The organism is Aquabacter spiritensis, assembly GCF_004346185.1.
GTDB lineage: Bacteria > Pseudomonadota > Alphaproteobacteria > Rhizobiales > Xanthobacteraceae > Aquabacter > Aquabacter spiritensis.
In genome coordinates this window covers 110,017-126,523 of record NZ_SMAI01000001.1, presented here as the reverse complement: position 1 = coordinate 126,523, position 16,507 = coordinate 110,017, and the positions used below count along the sequence as shown (strand labels likewise).

10 protein-coding genes are annotated in these 16,507 nt (G+C 69.3%); 6 read left to right on the top strand and 4 right to left on the bottom strand.

Going from position 1 to position 16,507, the window contains the following annotated elements:
* Positions 1–6 precede the first annotated feature (6 nt).
* From EDC64_RS00565 to EDC64_RS00545, 5 genes are all read left to right on the top strand, one after another.
* Positions 7–990, top strand: coding sequence for a Bug family tripartite tricarboxylate transporter substrate binding protein (locus tag EDC64_RS00565; protein WP_132028503.1), 984 nt, complete (start codon positions 7–9; stop codon positions 988–990).
* 206 nt (positions 991–1,196) lie between these two features.
* Entirely contained in the window at positions 1,197–2,741 is a 1,545-nt protein-coding gene (locus tag EDC64_RS00560; RefSeq protein ID WP_132028500.1) for a Do family serine endopeptidase, read from the top strand.
* Positions 2,742–2,941: 200 nt separating this feature from the next.
* Positions 2,942–3,658, top strand: coding sequence for a response regulator transcription factor (locus tag EDC64_RS00555; RefSeq protein WP_132028496.1), 717 nt, complete (start codon positions 2,942–2,944; stop codon positions 3,656–3,658).
* Between the two features lie 61 nt (positions 3,659–3,719).
* Positions 3,720–5,132, top strand: coding sequence for a sensor histidine kinase (locus EDC64_RS00550; protein ID WP_132028494.1), 1,413 nt, complete (start codon positions 3,720–3,722; stop codon positions 5,130–5,132).
* 26 nt (positions 5,133–5,158) lie between these two features.
* Positions 5,159–8,131, top strand: coding sequence for a bifunctional [glutamine synthetase] adenylyltransferase/[glutamine synthetase]-adenylyl-L-tyrosine phosphorylase (locus EDC64_RS00545; RefSeq protein ID WP_132028491.1), 2,973 nt, complete (start codon positions 5,159–5,161; stop codon positions 8,129–8,131).
* Between the two features lie 46 nt (positions 8,132–8,177).
* Here the strand turns inward: EDC64_RS00545 and EDC64_RS00540 are convergent, their stop codons facing one another.
* The 4 genes from EDC64_RS00540 to EDC64_RS00525 form a co-directional block, all read right to left on the bottom strand.
* On the bottom strand, positions 8,178–10,493 hold the full coding sequence (locus EDC64_RS00540; protein WP_207915852.1) for a sensor histidine kinase: 2,316 nt from the start codon (positions 10,491–10,493) through the stop codon (positions 8,178–8,180).
* Between the two features lie 226 nt (positions 10,494–10,719).
* A complete protein-coding gene (gene pepN / locus EDC64_RS00535) occupies positions 10,720–13,347 on the bottom strand; it encodes an aminopeptidase N (RefSeq protein ID WP_132028488.1) in 2,628 nt (875 codons plus the stop codon).
* A gap of 130 nt (positions 13,348–13,477) precedes the next feature.
* Complete coding sequence (gene hisG, locus EDC64_RS00530; protein ID WP_132028485.1) at positions 13,478–14,458, bottom strand: ATP phosphoribosyltransferase; 981 nt, start codon at positions 14,456–14,458, stop codon at positions 13,478–13,480.
* Positions 14,458–15,606: an ATP phosphoribosyltransferase regulatory subunit gene (locus tag EDC64_RS00525; protein ID WP_132028482.1), complete on the bottom strand. Its 1,149-nt coding sequence runs from the start codon at positions 15,604–15,606 to the stop codon at positions 14,458–14,460. Before EDC64_RS00525 ends, hisG begins: the two co-directional genes overlap by 1 nt.
* Before the next feature lie 158 nt (positions 15,607–15,764).
* On the opposite strand from EDC64_RS00525, the gene EDC64_RS00520 reads away from it, so the two are divergent.
* The gene (locus EDC64_RS00520; protein WP_132028479.1) at positions 15,765–16,061 is read left to right on the top strand and encodes an exodeoxyribonuclease VII small subunit; all 297 of its coding nucleotides are present in this window, start codon (positions 15,765–15,767) and stop codon (positions 16,059–16,061) included.
* The last annotated feature ends 446 nt before the right edge of the window (positions 16,062–16,507 follow it).

The following is a 16,507-nucleotide window of genomic DNA, read 5'->3' as shown; positions in this document are numbered from 1 at the left end:
GAAACGATGCTCAAGCGACGGGATTTTCTGATCTCCTCGGCGGTCCTGTTCGGCGCGGCGGTCGCCCCGTCGATCCTTTCGGCGGCCGCCAATGATTTTCCCAACCGGCCGATCAAAATGATCGTGCCGTTTGCGCCGGGGGGCGGCGTCGACGTGTTCGCGCGCCTGATCGCCAAGCGACTCGGCGAGCTGAAGGGCTACACGGTCGTCGTCGACAACCGCAGCGGCGCCAATGGATCCGTCGGCGGGAACGTGGTCCGGAAGGCCGATCCGGACGGCTACACCATTCTGTTCTCGGCGGGCACGCATGTGATGGCCGCGAGCGTGATGAAGACGGCGCCTTACGATCCGATCGCCGATTTCACGCCGATCGCTTTGGCCGGCGAAGCGCCGATGATGCTCGTCATGTCACCGAAGCAGCCGGAAACGACGATCGCCGAAATCGTCGCGAATGCGCGGCAGAAGCCGGACCAGTGGAATTTTGCCGCCTCCGCCATGGGGTCGCCGGGCCACCTCGCCACGCTGGAATTCAACCGGCTCGCGAAGCTCGATCTCAACGTCATCCCCTATCGGGGCACGGCGCCCGGGCTGATGGATGTCGCGGGCGGCAACGTGCAGCTCATGATCGATCCGGTGGTCGCGCTGCTTCCCTCCGCCCAGGCCGGGAACGTCAAGGCGGTCGCCCTCACCTCGGCCAAGCGCAGCAGCCTCGCGCCGGATGTGCCGACCGCGGCGGAAAGCGGCCTGCCCGGCCTCGATCTGTCCTCCTGGTATGGCGTCTGGGGGCCGAAGAACCTGCCGGCGGACCTGGTGAAGACGCTGAACGCCGACATCAACGAGACGGTGCGCTCGCTCGCGGACAGCGGCCAATTGGCGAAGATCGGCGTCGTGCCATTGACCGAGACGCCCGCGCAGTTCGACGCCTTCGAGCGCGCTTATCTCAAGAAGGGAAGCGACCTTCTGGCGGCTGCCAAGTTCGAGCCGACCTGAGGCGGGTGCCAAGCCAGGTGCGGCACCCCGCTTGGCGGGGTGCCGCGTCGGCGCGGCTTCACCTGCGCTTTACCCTTCTCACGCAGGCGTGACGCACATTACAGCTCCGTAATCCTCCCGCCAGCCGACTGTAATGATCCCGCTCCTAGGATCCGTTCCCGAGCCTGCCCCATCGTGGGGCGACATCGAGAGAGACGAAGATCCCCATGACCGGCATCACTTCCCCCTCGTCACGTGTCCGCCGCCGCCGCGCCGCGCTTCTCGCCGGCGCCGTCGGCCTCGCCATGACCGGCGTGGTCGCCGGGCAGTTCCTGCCGCCTTACACGTCGCCGGCGTCCGCCCAGATCTCGACGAACCAGTCCGCGGGCCAGAATTCGTTCGCCGACGTGGTGGAAAAGGTGTCGCCCGCCGTCGTCTCGGTGAAGGTCAAGAAGGACGTCGATCCTCGCCAGATGGCGATGGGCGAAGACGGTCCGTTCGGCGGCGACGTGCCGCCGCAGATCGAGCGCTTCCTGAAGCGCTTCGGCTTCGAAGGCGGCCCGAACGGCCAGCCGCGCGGCCCGCGCGGCGGCGAGCAGCCCGGCCGGCGCGTGGCCGGACAGGGGTCCGGCTTCATCATCTCCGCCGATGGCTACGTGGTGACGAACAACCACGTCATCGACGGCGCGAGCGAAGTGGACGTCACCACCACCGACGGCAAGGACTATACGGCCAAGGTGATCGGCACGGATCCGCGCACCGACGTGGCGCTGCTGAAGATCGAAGGCAAGAACGACCTGCCGTGGGTCAAGCTCTCCGATACCCCGCCGCGCATCGGCGATTGGGTGATCGCGGTCGGCAACCCGTTCGGCCTCGGCGGCACCGTGACGGCGGGCATCGTCTCGGCGCGCGGCCGCGACATCGGCGCCGGGCCGTATGACGACTTCCTGCAGATCGACGCGGCGGTGAACCGGGGCAATTCCGGCGGCCCGACCTTCGGCCTCAACGGCGAGGTGATCGGCATGAACACCGCGATCGTCTCGCCCTCCGGCGGCAATGTCGGCATCGCCTTCGCGATCCCGTCCGAGACCGTCAAGACGGTGGTGAACCAGCTCCGCGAGAGCGGCAAGGTGGCGCGCGGCTATATCGGCGTGCAGATCCAGCCGGTGACCGACGACCTCGCCTCCGGCCTCGGCCTCAACGAGGCGCAGGGCGCGCTGATCGCCCAGGTCCAGCCCGACACGCCCGCCGCCAAGGCCGGCCTGAAGAGCGGCGACGTGGTCGCCAAGGTCAATGGCGACACCGTCAAGGACGCCCGCGACCTGTCGCGCCGCATCGGCATGATGAAGCCGGGCTCCACCGTCGCCCTCTCGGTCATCCGCGACGGCAAGACGCTGGCGATGGACGTGAAGCTCGAACAGCTTCCGAACGAGCAGCAGGCCAGCCTCTCCGAGAAGAGCGGCGGCAAGCAGGCCGGGACCGACGTGCCCCGCCTCGGCCTCCAGCTCGCCCCTGCCAAATCGGTCCAGGGCGCCGGCACTGAAGGCGTCGTGGTCACCGAGGTCGATCCCAACGGCGCCGCCGCCCAGCGCGGCATCCGCTCGGGCGACGTCATCCTCGACGTCGGCGGCAAGGCGGTGTCGAGCGCGAACGACGTGCGCGACGGCCTCGCCGCCGCCAAGGCCGAGAACCGCAAGGCGGTCCTGATGCGGGTGAAGGGCGAGCAGGGCGTGCGCTTCGTCGCCGTCACCCTCTCCGACAAGGCCGGCTGACACCTTCGGCCCGGCGTCGCGGAGGGGCCGGTCGGATCTCGCGCCGACCGGATCCTCGTCCGCGCGCCGGGCCGTCTACTTCCGGCGGCACGGTCGCCCCTTCATGCCGCCGCGGAGATCCGGCGCGGAGCGCGTAAGCCTCCGCGCCGGCTTGGCATGGAGGGGCGGGCCGCTGGCGGCCGTGACAGGGATGTGGAAGCATGAGCGCGACTCGGGAAACGGACCAAGATTTCGCCATGCGCCTTCTCCTGATCGAGGACGACCGCGACGCGGCCGACTATCTGCGCAAGGCGTTCCGCGAGGCGGGCCATGTCGTGGAACATGCCGCGGACGGCGAGGCGGGCCTCGCCCTCGCCCTCGACGGGCGTTACGACGTGCTGGTGGTGGACCGCATGCTGCCGCGGCGGGACGGCCTGTCGGTGGTCGCCGAATTGCGGCGGCGCGGGGAAGCGACGCCCGCGCTGATCTTGTCCGCCCTCGGCCAGGTCGACGACCGGGTGATGGGTCTGCGGGCCGGCGGCGACGATTATCTCCCCAAGCCCTACGCCTTCACCGAGCTTCTCGCGCGCGTCGAGGCGCTGTCGCGCCGCGCGGCGCCGCAGGCCGCCGATACGCTCTACCGGGTCGGCGATCTCGAACTCGACCGGCTGGCGCACCGCGTCGCGCGCGGCGGCAAGGACATCCCGCTCCAGCCGCGCGAATTCCGCCTGCTCGAATATCTCATGCGCCATGCCGGGCAGGTGGTGACGCGCACGATGCTGCTCGAAAATGTGTGGGACTATCATTTCGACCCGCAGACCAATGTGATCGACGTCCATGTCTCGCGGCTGCGGGGCAAGATCGACAAGGGTTTCGAGGTGCCGCTGATCCATACCGTGCGCGGGGCCGGCTATATGGTGCGCGAAGGGCTGCGGTGAGCCCCCTCGCTCCTTTCCGCCGCAGCCGGCCGTCTGCGGCCGGCGCCCCTGGGCCTGTCGCATGAAGATTCTTCCGCGCAACCTCGCCCGGCTGGTCCGCACCACGGCCTTCAAGCTGCTGGCGGTCTATCTCGTCGTGTTCGCGGTCTTCGCGCTGTTCATGATCGGCTATGTGGCGTGGCACACGCGCCAGCTGATCGAAGGGCAGGTGGCGGAGAATGTCGGCGCCGAGGTGCGTTTCCTCGCCGAGCAATACCGCATGGGCGGGATCCAGCGCCTCGTTTTTGTGATCGACCGCCGCACCCGGCGGCCCGGATCGAACATCTATGTGCTGGCGAATTTCGCGGGCGAGGTGCTGGCCTCCAACGTCTCGGACCTCCCGCTCGGTCTTCTCGACAGCCCGGGAACCCAGTTCACCGCCTATCGCCGCTCCGAGGAGCCGGGGGCGAAGGAGAATCTCGCTTTCGTTCAGGTCTTCCTCCTGCCCGGCGGCTACCGGCTGCTGGTCGGCCGCGACGTCGAGGAACGCGACACCGTGCGGCGGCTCGTCGTGCGCCCCGCCCAGGGCGCGCTGGTCCTGATCCTGGTGCTCGGATTGGTCGGCGGCTTCTTCGTCACGCGGCGGGTGCTGAAGCGGATCGATTCGATGACCGCGACCTCGGAAACCATCATGGCCGGCGACCTGTCCGGCCGCCTCTCGGTGGCGGGCACCGGCGACGAGTTCGACCGCCTGGCGCTCAGCCTCAATGCCATGCTGGACCGCATCGAGGGCCTGATGGCCGGGCTGAAGGAGGTGTCGGACAACATTGCCCACGATCTCAAGACCCCGCTGACCCGGCTGCGCAACAAGGCCGAGGCGGCGCTGCGCGGGGCGCACAGCGACGCGGAGTGGCGCAGCGCGCTCGAAGGCACGATCGAGGAGAGCGACGCGCTGATCCGCACCTTCGACGCGCTGCTCATGATCGCCCGCGCCGAGGCGGGGCAGGCGCTCGATACGATGGCCGAGATCGACCTCAAGGAGATCGCGGAGAACGTCGCCGAATTGTACGAGCCGCTCGCTGACGAGCAGGGCCTCGATTTGACGGTCGAGGCGGGGCGGGTGCAGGTGCGCGGCGTGCGCGAACTTCTGGCGCAGGCGCTCGCGAATCTCGTGGACAATGCGATCAAATACGGCCTGCCCAAGGATGGCGGCCGGGGCCGGATCGCGGTCCGGCTGTCGCGCGACGGGGATCTGGCGGTGCTGGAGGTCTCCGATGCCGGCGAGGGCATCGCCGCCAAGGACCGCGAGCGCGTGGTCGAGCGCTTCGTTCGGCTCGATACGAGCCGTTCCCGGCCCGGCTCCGGGCTCGGACTGGCGCTGGTCGCGGCGGTCGCGCGGTTGCACGGCGGCACGCTTGCATTCGCTGATGCCGAACCGGGCCTGCGGGTGGCGCTCCGGCTGCCGGCGCTGCCGGTGGAAGGGCTTGCACAATAGAGGGCCGATGTGCCTTTAGGGGAGCGATGGCCGCCTCGACCGCAAACCAAACGATCAGACGGGACACGCTCGCCGCCCGCATGCGGGAAGCGCCCGTCGTGGCCGATGCGGATACGGCCGCGCTCAAGCTATCCCAGGCGACCGAGCGGCTGGACGCGGCGCAGCAGGCGGAGCTCGGCGCGCTTTTCGCGGCCAATCCCTGCGCGCGGCAGGTGCTTCTCGGGGTTGCGGAGGGCTCGCCCTTCCTCCTCGAACTCATCCGGTTCGCGCCCACGCGTCTGCTGCGCTGCCTCGGCGAACCGCCGTCGGACCGCCTCGCCGCCCTGATCGCGGAAGGTGTCGGCGCGGTGCGGGCCTCGCCGGACGAAGCCGGGGTGATGGCCGCGCTGCGGCGCATGCGCGCGGAAGCCGCGCTGCTGATCGCGCTCGGCGACATGTCCGGCGCGCTCGATTTCGCCGCCGTCACCGGCGCCCTCACCGACATCGCCGATGCCGCGATCACCTCGGGCCTCGACTGGCTGCTGCGCGAGGCGCGCGCGGCAGGGCGGCTCGCGCCGGGCGATCCGGACGCGCCGGGACAAGGCTGCGGCCTCGCGGTCATCGCCATGGGCAAGCACGGCGCACGGGAACTGAACTATTCCTCGGATATCGATCTGATCGTGGTCTATGACCGCGACGTCGCCCCGCTCGCGGCGGGCGTCGACGCTTCGCCTTTCTTCGTGAAGCTCACCAAGGGGCTGGTGCGCCTGCTCCAGGAGCGCACCGGCGAGGGGTATGTGCTGCGGGTCGACCTGCGGCTGCGGCCGGATCCCGGCTCGACGCAGGTCGCGCTCTCGACCGCCGCCGCCCTGGCCTATTACGAACGCGAGGGCGCCACCTGGGAGCGCGCCGCCTATATCAAAGCGCGCCCGGTGGCCGGCGACCTCGAGGTCGGGCGCGCCTTCCTCGCCGAGCTCGGCCCCTTCGTCTGGCGCCGCATCCTCGATTATCAGGCGATCGCCGACGTCCATGCGATGAAACGCGAGATCCATGCCTTTCGCGGCCACGACGTGGTGGCGGTGGAAGGTCACAATGTGAAGCTCGGGCGCGGCGGCATCCGCGAGGTGGAGTTCTTCGTCCAGACCCAGCAGCTGATCGCCGGCGGGCGCGACCCGAACCTGCGCTCGCCCCGGACCCTGTCCGCGCTCGACGCGCTGGTGCGCGACCGGTGGATCGAGGGGACGGTGCGCGATCAGCTGGCCGAGGCCTATCTCTTCCTGCGCCGCGTCGAGCACCGCATCCAGATGGTGGCGGATGCGCAGAGCCACACCCTGCCCGAGGGGCGCGAGGCGTTCGCTCAGTTCGCCCGCTTCATGGGCTATCCCGACCGCGACGCCTTCGCCGCCGCGCTGGTCGAGCGGCTGGCGCGGGTGCAGCACCATTATGCCCGCTTGTTCGAGGATACGCCGCCCCCGGCCGGCCTCTCCTGCACGCTGCGTTTCCCGCCGGACACCGACGACAAGGCGACGGTCGCCGAACTCGCGCGGCTCGGCTTTCGGGACCCGCACGGCGCGAGCGTGATCGTGCGTGGCTGGCTCGCCGGCGGGCACCGGGTGCTGCGCGGGGCGCAGGCGCGCGCCCATATCGAGGCGCTGATCCCGCTGATCCTCGACCAGCTCGCGCGCGGCGGCGATCCCGACGGGGCGCTGATCGCGATGGACGGGTTTCTCTCCGACCTGTCCGGCCCGCAGCTTCTCACGGCGCTGCATCACAACCCGGATCTCGTGCGCCTCCTGACGACCCTGCTCACTGCCGCGCCGCGGCTCGGCGAGACGCTGGCGCGGCGGCCTTCTTTGATGGACGCGCTGCTCGACCCGGCCTTCTTCGACACGCTGCCCGACGCGGCGGCGCTCGCCGTGGCGCTCGACCGCCTGCTCGACACGGCGGAGAGCGACGAGGACCAGCTCGACCGCGTCCGCCGCTTCCGCCAGGAGCAGCATGTCCTGATCGGCGTGCGGGTGGTGTCCGGGACGCTGCCGGCGGAGCGGGCGGGGGAGGCCTATGCCACCCTCGCCGAGGTCATCATCCGCGCCCTTCACCGGCGCGTCGCGGCGCGCTTCGCCGAGGCGCACGGCACGATCGCGGGGGCGCAGACGGCGGTGCTCGCCATGGGCAAGCTCGGCGGACGGGAGATGACGGCGGGCTCCGACCTCGACCTCATCGTGCTCTACGATTTCGCCGCCGGGGCGGACCCGGCCTCCGACGGGCCGCGCCCGCTGCACGGCGCGCAATATTTCGCCCGCTTCACCCAGCGCCTGCTGTCCGCGCTGACCAGCCTCACCAATGCCGGCAAGCTCTACGATGTCGACCTGCGGCTGCGCCCCTCGGGCCGCGCCGGGCCGGTGGCGACGCGCATCACCTCCTTCGAAAGCTATCAGATGGAGGAGGCCTGGACGTGGGAGCATATGGCGCTCACGCGGGCGCGGGTGATCGCCGCCGAGGACGGGTTCGGGGCACGGGTCGAGGCGGTGATCGGGAAGGTCCTGGCGCAGCCGCGGGACCCGCGGCGCATCGCCGGCGACATTCTCGATATGCGCCGGGCGCTCGCCGGCGAGAAAGGCGAGGAGACGCGCTGGAATCTGAAGCATGCCGCCGGCGGGCAGGTGGATGTCGAATTCATCGCCCAATATCTCGTGCTGGTGCACGGCGTCGACCACCCGGAACTGGTCGACACCTCGACCGCGCGCATTCTGGCGGTGGCGGGATGGCTCGGCCTGCTGCCCCCCGAGGAGATCGAAATCCTCTCCAAGGCCTGCGGGCTCTATCAGGACCTGACCCAGGTGCTGCGGCTCTCGCTCGATACGCATGCTTTGTCCGGGGAGGTCAGCCCGGCGCTGCGCGCCTTGCTCGCCCGCGCCGGCCAGATGCCGGACTTCCCGACCCTCGACGCCTATCTGCGCGAGACCCAGGACAAAGTGCGGGAAATCTTCGTTCGAGTCTTCGAGGGGATGGCCGGGTAGGCGCGGTGATCGGGGCGGATGCGCTCCCTTCAGGGCCTCGGACGCCCTAAACCACCGCCGTCAGCCTGAACGCCTCATTGGTGTTGGCCGCGCCCGCATCGAGCGGGAGGCGGATGACGACGCTGGTGCCCTCGCCCTCGGTGGAGCGGATGCGCATAGCGCCGCCGAGCAGTTCGGTGAGCGACTTGGCGATGGCGAGGCCGAGGCCCGAGCCCTTGTGGGTCTTGGTGAACTGGCTTTCCACCTGCTCGAACGGCCGGCCGATCTTGGCGAGCGCATGGCGCGGGATGCCGATGCCGGTATCCTCGATGGCGATGATGGCGGCTCCGCCATTCACCCGCGCCCGCACCGAGATGCGGCCATTGTCCGGGGTGAACTTCACCGCATTGGAGAGCAGGTTGAGCAGGATCTGCTTCAGCGCCCGCTTGTCGCCACGCAAAGTGAGGCCGGCACCGACCTCGGCCGTCATCGCGAGGTGCTTCTCTTCGCCCTTCAGCGCCATGACGCGCATCGCGTCCGCGACGATCTCGTCGAGCCGGACCTCTTCCACTTCGAGCTGCATCCGCCCGGCTTCGATCTTGGACATGTCGAGGATGTCGTTGATGACGTCGAGCAGATAGGTGCCGGAGCCGCGGATGTCGGCGCAATATTCGGCATATTTCTCCGAGCCGAGCGGGCCGAACATGCCGCTCTCCATGATCTCGGAGAAGCCGATGATGGCATTCAGCGGCGTGCGCAGCTCGTGGCTCATATTGGCCAGGAACTCGCTCTTCGCGCGGTTGGCGTCCTCGGCCCGGGTCTTCTCCTCGGAATATTTCTCGGCCAGCTCGGCGAGCTGCTGGGCCTGGTGTTCCAGGGTCTGCTGCGACTTGCGCAGGTCGGCGACCAGCGCCATCAGCCGCTTCTCATTGTCCATGAGGCGTTCCTCATGGCGCTTCAGCGGCGTGATGTCGGTGCCGACCGAGACATAGCCGCCATCCTTGGTGCGGCGCTCGGCGATCTTCAGCCAGCGGCCGTTGGAAAGCTGGGCCTCGAAGGCGCGCGAGCCCTCCTCGGGCTTGTCCTCGGGCTTCAGCGGGGTGCGGGTGACCGGGTGGCGGCCGAGCGTCGCGATGGTGTCGAACGGCGTGCCGGGGACGATCGCTTCGTCCGGCAATTCGTGCAGGGTCTGGAACTTGGAATTGCAGAGCACCAGGCGGTTGCGGCTGTCCCACAGCACGAACGCCTCCGAAGTGCTCTCGATGGCGTCGCGCAGGCGCATGTCGGCGGTCACGGTGCGCTCGGCCATGCGCTGCGCCTCGGTGACGTCCATCGCGATGCCGATCAGATGGGGGCCGTCCTCGCCCGCCTGCTGGACGACTTCGGCCCGCATCCGCAGCCAGACGAAGTCGCCGCGCGCGGTGCGCATGCGGAACACACGGTCGACCGCGGCGCCGGGGCGCTCGGCGAGTTCCTGGGCGAGGTCGTAGAGATTGCCGTCCTCGGGATGCACGAGGGTTGCGATCTCGCCGAACGAGAGGAGATCGTCGCGCCGCTCCAGGCCGAGGATCTCGAACATGGTGTCGGACCAGTACATCCGGCCGCGCGCCATGTCCCAGTCCCACATGCCGCAGCGTCCGCGGTTGAGCGCGGTGTCGATACGCATGCGCACCGTGTCGTAGATGTGGTCCGCCTCGCGCGCCCGGCTCGCCTGCCAGTGGAACGAGAAGCCGAGGATCAACAGCACCGCGCCGGTCGTCGTGAAGAGGGTGATGGTCAGGGTGGTGGAATCCGACCAGGAGGCGAGCGCCCCGCTCATCGGCTGGACGAACACGATCTGGCCGAGCGGCGGGGTCAGATTGCGCACGGTGGCGAGCGAGGGAACGTCCCCGATCGTCACTTCGAGCACGCCGGCGCGCTCGGCGAACACGGTGAGCGGTTGCGAGGGATCCAGGATTTCGGTGAGGGTCTTGATCTGGCCGGCGCCCTCCGGCGCGGCGGCGAGCACCCGGCCCGAGGGGTCGGTGACGAAGATGCGCCGGCCGGCGGCGGTGGCGCGCGGCGGCATCGCCTCGGCGAGCGCCGTCTGGACGCGCGCGAGGCTGCCGCCGAGCCGCTGCGACAGACCTTCGGCGGTCGCCAAAGCCAGCAGGGACAGATCGTCCTTGGCGTTGTTGAGAACGGATTGGCGGTGCCCGTGGACCTGCACCATCGCGCCGATGCCGATCACCACCAGGAAGGTGATGATCAGCGCAGGTACGATGCGCCGCAGGAAGGGTTCGGCTTCCACCAGCCGCTGGTAGGCAGGGCGTGCGACCGATCGCGCCAATCCACCTATGGCTTGACCGCGCACGCCAGCGCTCGCAGCGTTGGCGCGTGCCATCGCCGGTCTCCTCCGGTGTCCCGGTCGGCGAAGCAGCCCCGCTCCCCCGACCTCTCGTCCTCGCAATGACCTGGAGGGACGTGCCGCATCTCTCCGAATCGAGGTCGATTGGAATCGAATCGGGGGGGTGTTGTCTAGAGTCAGCGGGAGTCAAGATGGAAAAAAACCCGCCGCAGGGCGCCGCGGCGGGTACCTGGAGGCGGCTGCGCACCGCCCCTGACGCGGCTCATCCCAACGCGCGCAAGGCAATATCGGCGACGTCGTCGGACAGGCCCGGGGCATCCGCGACTTTTCGCAGCGCGCGTTCCGCCAAAGCGGCCCGCTTGGGCTCGAGCTGGCGCCAGGTCTTGAAGGCCGAGAGCAGGCGCGAGGCCAGTTGCGGGTTCTTGGCGTCGAGGGTCAGGACCACGTCAACCAGGAAATCATAGCCGGCGCCGTCGGGACGGTTGAACTGGGTCGGATTGCCGGTGGCGAGCGCGCCGACCAAGGCCCGCACGCGGTTCGGATTGGACATCGAGAAGACAGGCAGGAGCATCAGGGCGCGTACTCTGTCCAGGGTGCCGGCTTCGGGGATCTGCGCCTGGAGCGAAAGCCATTTGTCGATGACCAGCGGGTCCTTTTCGAAACGGACGTAGAAGTCGTCGAGCGCCTCGCGGCGTTCGGGGCTGTCGTGCTGGGCGAGCACGGCGAGCGTGCCGAAGCGATCGGTCATATTGTCGGCGGCGCGGTAGCGCGCCAGGGCACGCTGAAGGGCGTCGGGCGTGCCCGGCACGGTCAGGTAATCCAGCGACAGCGTGCGCAGCGCGCGCCGGCCCGCCGAGGCGGCGTCCGGCCGGTAGGGGCCGGGCGTGTCCATCGCGGCGTAGGTGGCGGCAAACCCGTCCGTCAGCGCCTGGGCCAGAGCGCGCCTGAGGGCCCTGCGAGCCGCGTGGACGGCATCGGGGTCGACCTGGGTGCCGATCTCGCGGGCGATCTCGTTCTCGCCCGGCAGGGCCAGCGCCTGCGCCTTGAAGGCGGGGTCGAGTGCGCCATCCTCCAGGAGGCGCCGCGCCGCGTCGAGAAGCGCCGCGTGCGGCGGCAGCGTCCCCTCGGCGGCGCCGCGCTTCAGGAGCTGGACGGCGAGTGCCTGGATCGCGTCGAAGCGGTTGAACGGGTCGCGGTCGTGGGCGGCGAGAAAGACCAGGTCGTCCGTCGAGAGATCGGTGACGAGATTGACCGAGGCGGAGAAGCCGCGATTGAGCGAGGCGACCGGGCGGGTGCCGACGCCGGTAAAGACGAAGCTCTGCTTCTCCTGCGTCACTTCCAGCACGCCCTCGACCGGCGTGCCATCCGCGAGAACCAGCGGCAGATCGTGACCGTTCGGGCCGACGAGGCCGAGGGCGAGCGGAATGAGCAGCGGCGCCTTGGTCGGCTGCCCCGGGGTGGGCGGGGTCGATTGGACGACGTCGAGCCGATAGGTCCCGGCGGCTTCGTCATAGCTGCCGGCGACGTCGAGCCGCGGCGTGCCGGACTGCGCATACCAGAGGGCGAAATGCGCGAGGTCCCGGCCGGTCGCCTCGGCGAAGCAGGCGAGGAAATCCTCGATGGTCGCGGCGTCGCCGTCATGGCGGGCAAAATACAGGTCCATGCCGGCCCGGAACCCCGCTTCGCCCAGCAGGGCCTTCAGCATCCGCACCACCTCGGCGCCCTTCTCATACACGGTCGCCGTATAGAAGTTGTTGATCTCGCGGTACATTTCCGGTCGCACGGGATGGGCGAGCGGTCCGGCATCCTCGACGAATTGCTGTGCTTTCAGCAGGCGCACGTCGGCGATCCGCTTGACCGGGCGGGAGCGCTGGTCGGCGGAGAATTCCTGGTCCCGGAAGACCGTGAGCCCTTCCTTCAGGCAGAGCTGGAACCAGTCGCGGCAGGTGATGCGGTTGCCGGTCCAGTTGTGGAAATATTCGTGGGCGATGATCGCCTCGATATTGGCATAGTCCGCGTCGGTCGCCGTCTCCGGGCTCGCCAGGACATATTTGTCGTTGAAGACGTTCAGCCCCTTATTCTCCATCGCGCCCATGTTGAAGTCGGACACGGCGACGATATTGAAGACGTCGAGGTCGTATTCGCGGCCGAACGCGGTCTCGTCCCAGCGCATCGAGCGGCGCAGCGCGTCCATGGCATAGCCCGCGCGGTCCTGCTTGCCCTCCTCGACATAGATTCCGAGATCCACCGGCCGACCCGAGGCGGTGACGAAATGGCCCGGAACCTTGGCGAGCCGCCCGCCCACGAGCGCGAACAGATAGCTCGGCTTCGGCCAGGGATCGTGCCAGACCGCATAATGCCGGCCGGTGCCCGCGATCGGGCCGTTGCGCAGGAGATTTCCGTTGCCGAGCAGGACCGGCGCCGCGTCCCGATCGGCTTCGATCCGCGTCGTGTAGACCGCAAGCACGTCGGACCGGTCGGGAAAATAGGTGATGCGGCGGAAGCCTTCCGGCTCGCATTGGGTGCAATAGGTTCCGCCGGTCCGGTACAGCCCCATGAGCTGGGTATTGGCGGTGGGATCGAGCAGCGTTTCCACTTCCAGGAGGAAACGGTCGGCCGATGGTGTGAGTGTCAGGCGGTCCGGGCTCGCGTCAAAGGCACCGCCGGCGGCCGGCTTGCCGTCGAGGGCGAGCCGCACCAGGACCAGCCCGTCCCCGTCGAGCACCACCGGCGCGCCGGCTTCGCCTTCGGGGTTTCGGCGCAGGGCAAGGCGGGCGACCACCCGTGTCGCACTGGGATGGAGCGAGATGTCGAGGTCGACCGTGTCCACCAGCCAGTCGGGCGGGCGATAGTCCGCCAGGCGCACGGGTTGGGGCTCGGCATCACGCATTTTCGACTCCGGACGGCTGACGGGTCCGGGGCGGTGGACCCGGCCGGAGAGTAAGCCGCCCTCCGGGCGAGGGAAAGGGCGGTACGGTGCGCTTCAGCGTCCCTGAGACCTTTCGGTCTCGACGCTGCGCTTACCGGCCCGCCAGGCGCGCCTCGAGGGCCTCATAGAGCGGGTTGTCGGACGCGAAGACGTATTCGATCGGCCCGACCGTCACCATATTGGCGCCCTGGGCGCGGAGGAAGGTCGCGAGCGGGTGCAACGTGTCCGGCGGGCAATGCAGCGTCAGCATGCCCGAGGAGGTCGGCCCGCCGAACGGCGCGACGCAGCGGAAGTCGCGCACCGCGCGGTCGACCAGCGAGGCATCGGCGCGGGTGAAGCGGGTGCGCACCTCGCGCATGGTGCGGGCGCGCTTCTCCGCCGCCATCCTGTCGAACATGGCGCGCGCCGCGGTGCGGGCCGCGATCGTCCAGGGCGCGGTGAGCGAGGCCACGAGATTGGCCTCCGAACGCAGAATGACGCCGTCCTCCACCACCTTCAGCGCGTTGGCCGTCAGGGTGGCGCCGGTGGTGGTGATGTCGACGATCAGCTCCGCGCTGCCGGCGGCCGGCGTGCCCTCCGTCGCCCCCGCGCTCTCGACGATGCGATAATCGACGATGCCGTGGCTGGCGAAGAAGCTGCGCGTGAGATTGACATATTTGGTCGCGACGCGGATCCGGCGCGCATTGCGGCCATGGAAATGGCCCGCCACGTCGTCGAGATCTTCCATCGTGCGCACGTCGATCCACGCCTGCGGCACGGCGACCACGACATTGGCGTGGCCGAATCCGAGCTTCTCCAGCAGCGCCACGCGGCTGTCGGCATGGGGGATGCTCTCGCGCACCAGATCCTCGCCGGTGACGCCGACATGGACCGCGCCAGAGGCGAGCGCGGCGGCGATTTCGGAGGCGGAGAGATAGGCGACCTCCACCCCCTCTACGCCGCCGAGCGCGCCGCGATAGTCACGCGCGCCGCGCGCCTGAAGAAGCGGCATGCCGGCGCGGCCGAAGAAGGCATGGACGTTTTCCTGAAGGCGTCCCTTGGAGGGGACGGCGAGGATCAATTTCTCGCTCATCACGCGCTCTCCACCACGGCGAGCCGCTCCAGCCAGGCGGCGAGCCCGACCGCCGGGATCGGCTGGGCCGCGCCGAGGCGCGACATCAAGGGATCGTAGCGTCCGCCGGCCACCAGCGGGCCGCTGACCCGCCCTTGCGGATCGTGCAGCTCGAACACCATGCCGCTGTAATAATCGAGCGGCCGGCCGAAGGCCGTGGAGAAGAGAACGTCCGACAGAACGATGCCCTGCGTCGTGAGGAAGCCGGTGCGCCGGTCGAACACGTCGAGCGCGGCACCGAGATCGAGACCGGCGTCGCGGGTCAGATCGCGCAATTGTCCCGACACGGTGTCCGGATCGCCGGCGATGGCGAGGTAGCGGGACAACAGGACGCTGGTCTCGGCGGGCAGGCTGTTGCCGGCATCGAGCGCCGCCTGCTCCAGGAAGCGGGCGGCAATCTCCGGGACCGTGCGCCCGCCGACCGTCGTGATACCCGCGATCGACAAAAGGTCGGCGATCAAAGCGCGCGCGCCTTCCGGATCGCTGCCGGCGAGCGCATTGAGCACCCCGGCATGGCGCGCGCTGTCGCCGGTGGACGTCGGCGACAGCCGGGAGAGATCGGCGTCGAGCCGGCCCTGCCCGAAATCCTTCAGAAGGCGTCGGCGCCAGGCGGGCGGCAACGGCAGCGCATCGAGCAGGGCGGCGAACAGGCCGACATCGCCGAGCCGGATCTCTGGGCTGGGAAGATTGTAGATCGCGCAGGTTTCGAGGCCGAGGGCGAGGATTTCGGCATCGGCGGCGGCGATGTCGGGGCGGCCGAAGGATTCGATCCCGGCCTGCCGGAATTCGCCGGTGCCTTCGCCGCGAAACCGGAAGACCGAGCCGAGATAGCTCACCGTCGTCGGCAGCGCACGGCCGGTCGCGAGCACCTCGCGCGCCACCGGAATGGTCAGGTCCGGCCGCAGGCACAGCTCCGCGCCTTCGGCATCGGTGGTGAGATAGAGGCGGCGCCGGATCGATTCGCCGGACAGATCGAGGAACACGTCCGCCGGCTGCAGGATCGGCGGATCGAGGCGCACGAAACCGGCATCCTCGAAGCGAGCGAGGAGGGCGTCGTCCAATGCGCGGGTGTCGCGCCGGGGGAGGGGGCTCTGCGCCGCGGAGGGCATAAGATGGTCCGAAGGGTCGTTGGCTCGTGGCCGATTGGCGCGGCCTTCTAGCAAAGGCTGCGCCGCACGGCCACCCCGCCGGGTTCGGCTTCGCGGCCGAGTGCGCTATCCTTACCCCGGAATCGGCAGCATGCCGCAGACGAAATAAGGAAATCGCCATGGCCGAGCCCGCACGCAGCGCCCCGAAGGAGACCGCGAAGGACACCGCGCCGGCGCGGCCGGACGTCACGTCCCTGAGCTTCGAAGCGGCGCTCGCGGAACTCGAGGCGATCGTCCAGCGGCTGGAGCGGGGCGACGTGCCGCTCGAGGAATCGATTGCGATCTACGAGCGCGGCGAGGCGCTGAAGGCGCGCTGCGAGACGTTGCTGAAGGATGCCGAGGCGCGGGTCGAAATGATCACCCGCGACGCCGACGGGCGGCCCACCGGCACCGCTCCGCTCGACCCGGCCGGCTGAACGTCCCGCATCGGGACGCGGTCCCGTCCTCGGAGCACGGGGCGGGAACGCACCGGGAGCGAATCGCGGATATCCACAGGGACGCGTGCGGATTCTCGATCCGGACGGGCTCCGCCCTGTGTCCGGCAGACAGGAATGTGAGCAAGCGGCCACTCGGGATGTGACACGGGGTCGGGCCGTGGCGGAGTGTCCCAATTCGGGACGGGCCGCTGCCACAGGGATACAGGTGTGGAACGCACCGGGCGCGAATCGCGGATATCCACAGGGGCGGGGCCGGGGATCCTTCGGGTCGGCGCCGATCGGCGGGCATGTTGACGCGGAGTTCGAACACGCGCCGATCTGCCCGTATCGCACGTCGATCGGATCACGCGTTCTCTGACAAATGTTCAGCGAATGATTCACCGATCATCTTATTCAACATGATCGCATCGTGCACTCGCCGCCGG

Excerpts from the sequence above, each read along its gene's own strand:
- pepN (WP_132028488.1), bottom strand. The coding sequence starts at position 13,347 with ATGCGTGATGCCGAGCCCCAACCCGTGCGCCTGGCGGACTATCGCCCG.
- EDC64_RS00525 (WP_132028482.1), bottom strand. The coding sequence starts at position 15,606 with ATGCCCTCCGCGGCGCAGAGCCCCCTCCCCCGGCGCGACACCCGCGCA.
- EDC64_RS00555 (WP_132028496.1), top strand. The coding sequence starts at position 2,942 with ATGAGCGCGACTCGGGAAACGGACCAAGATTTCGCCATGCGCCTTCTC.
- EDC64_RS00550 (WP_132028494.1), top strand. The coding sequence starts at position 3,720 with ATGAAGATTCTTCCGCGCAACCTCGCCCGGCTGGTCCGCACCACGGCC.
- EDC64_RS00540 (WP_207915852.1), bottom strand. The coding sequence starts at position 10,493 with ATGGCACGCGCCAACGCTGCGAGCGCTGGCGTGCGCGGTCAAGCCATA.
- EDC64_RS00545 (WP_132028491.1), top strand. The coding sequence starts at position 5,159 with ATGGCCGCCTCGACCGCAAACCAAACGATCAGACGGGACACGCTCGCC.
- EDC64_RS00520 (WP_132028479.1), top strand. The coding sequence starts at position 15,765 with ATGGCCGAGCCCGCACGCAGCGCCCCGAAGGAGACCGCGAAGGACACC.
- EDC64_RS00565 (WP_132028503.1), top strand. The coding sequence starts at position 7 with ATGCTCAAGCGACGGGATTTTCTGATCTCCTCGGCGGTCCTGTTCGGC.
- EDC64_RS00560 (WP_132028500.1), top strand. The coding sequence starts at position 1,197 with ATGACCGGCATCACTTCCCCCTCGTCACGTGTCCGCCGCCGCCGCGCC.
- hisG (WP_132028485.1), bottom strand. The coding sequence starts at position 14,458 with ATGAGCGAGAAATTGATCCTCGCCGTCCCCTCCAAGGGACGCCTTCAG.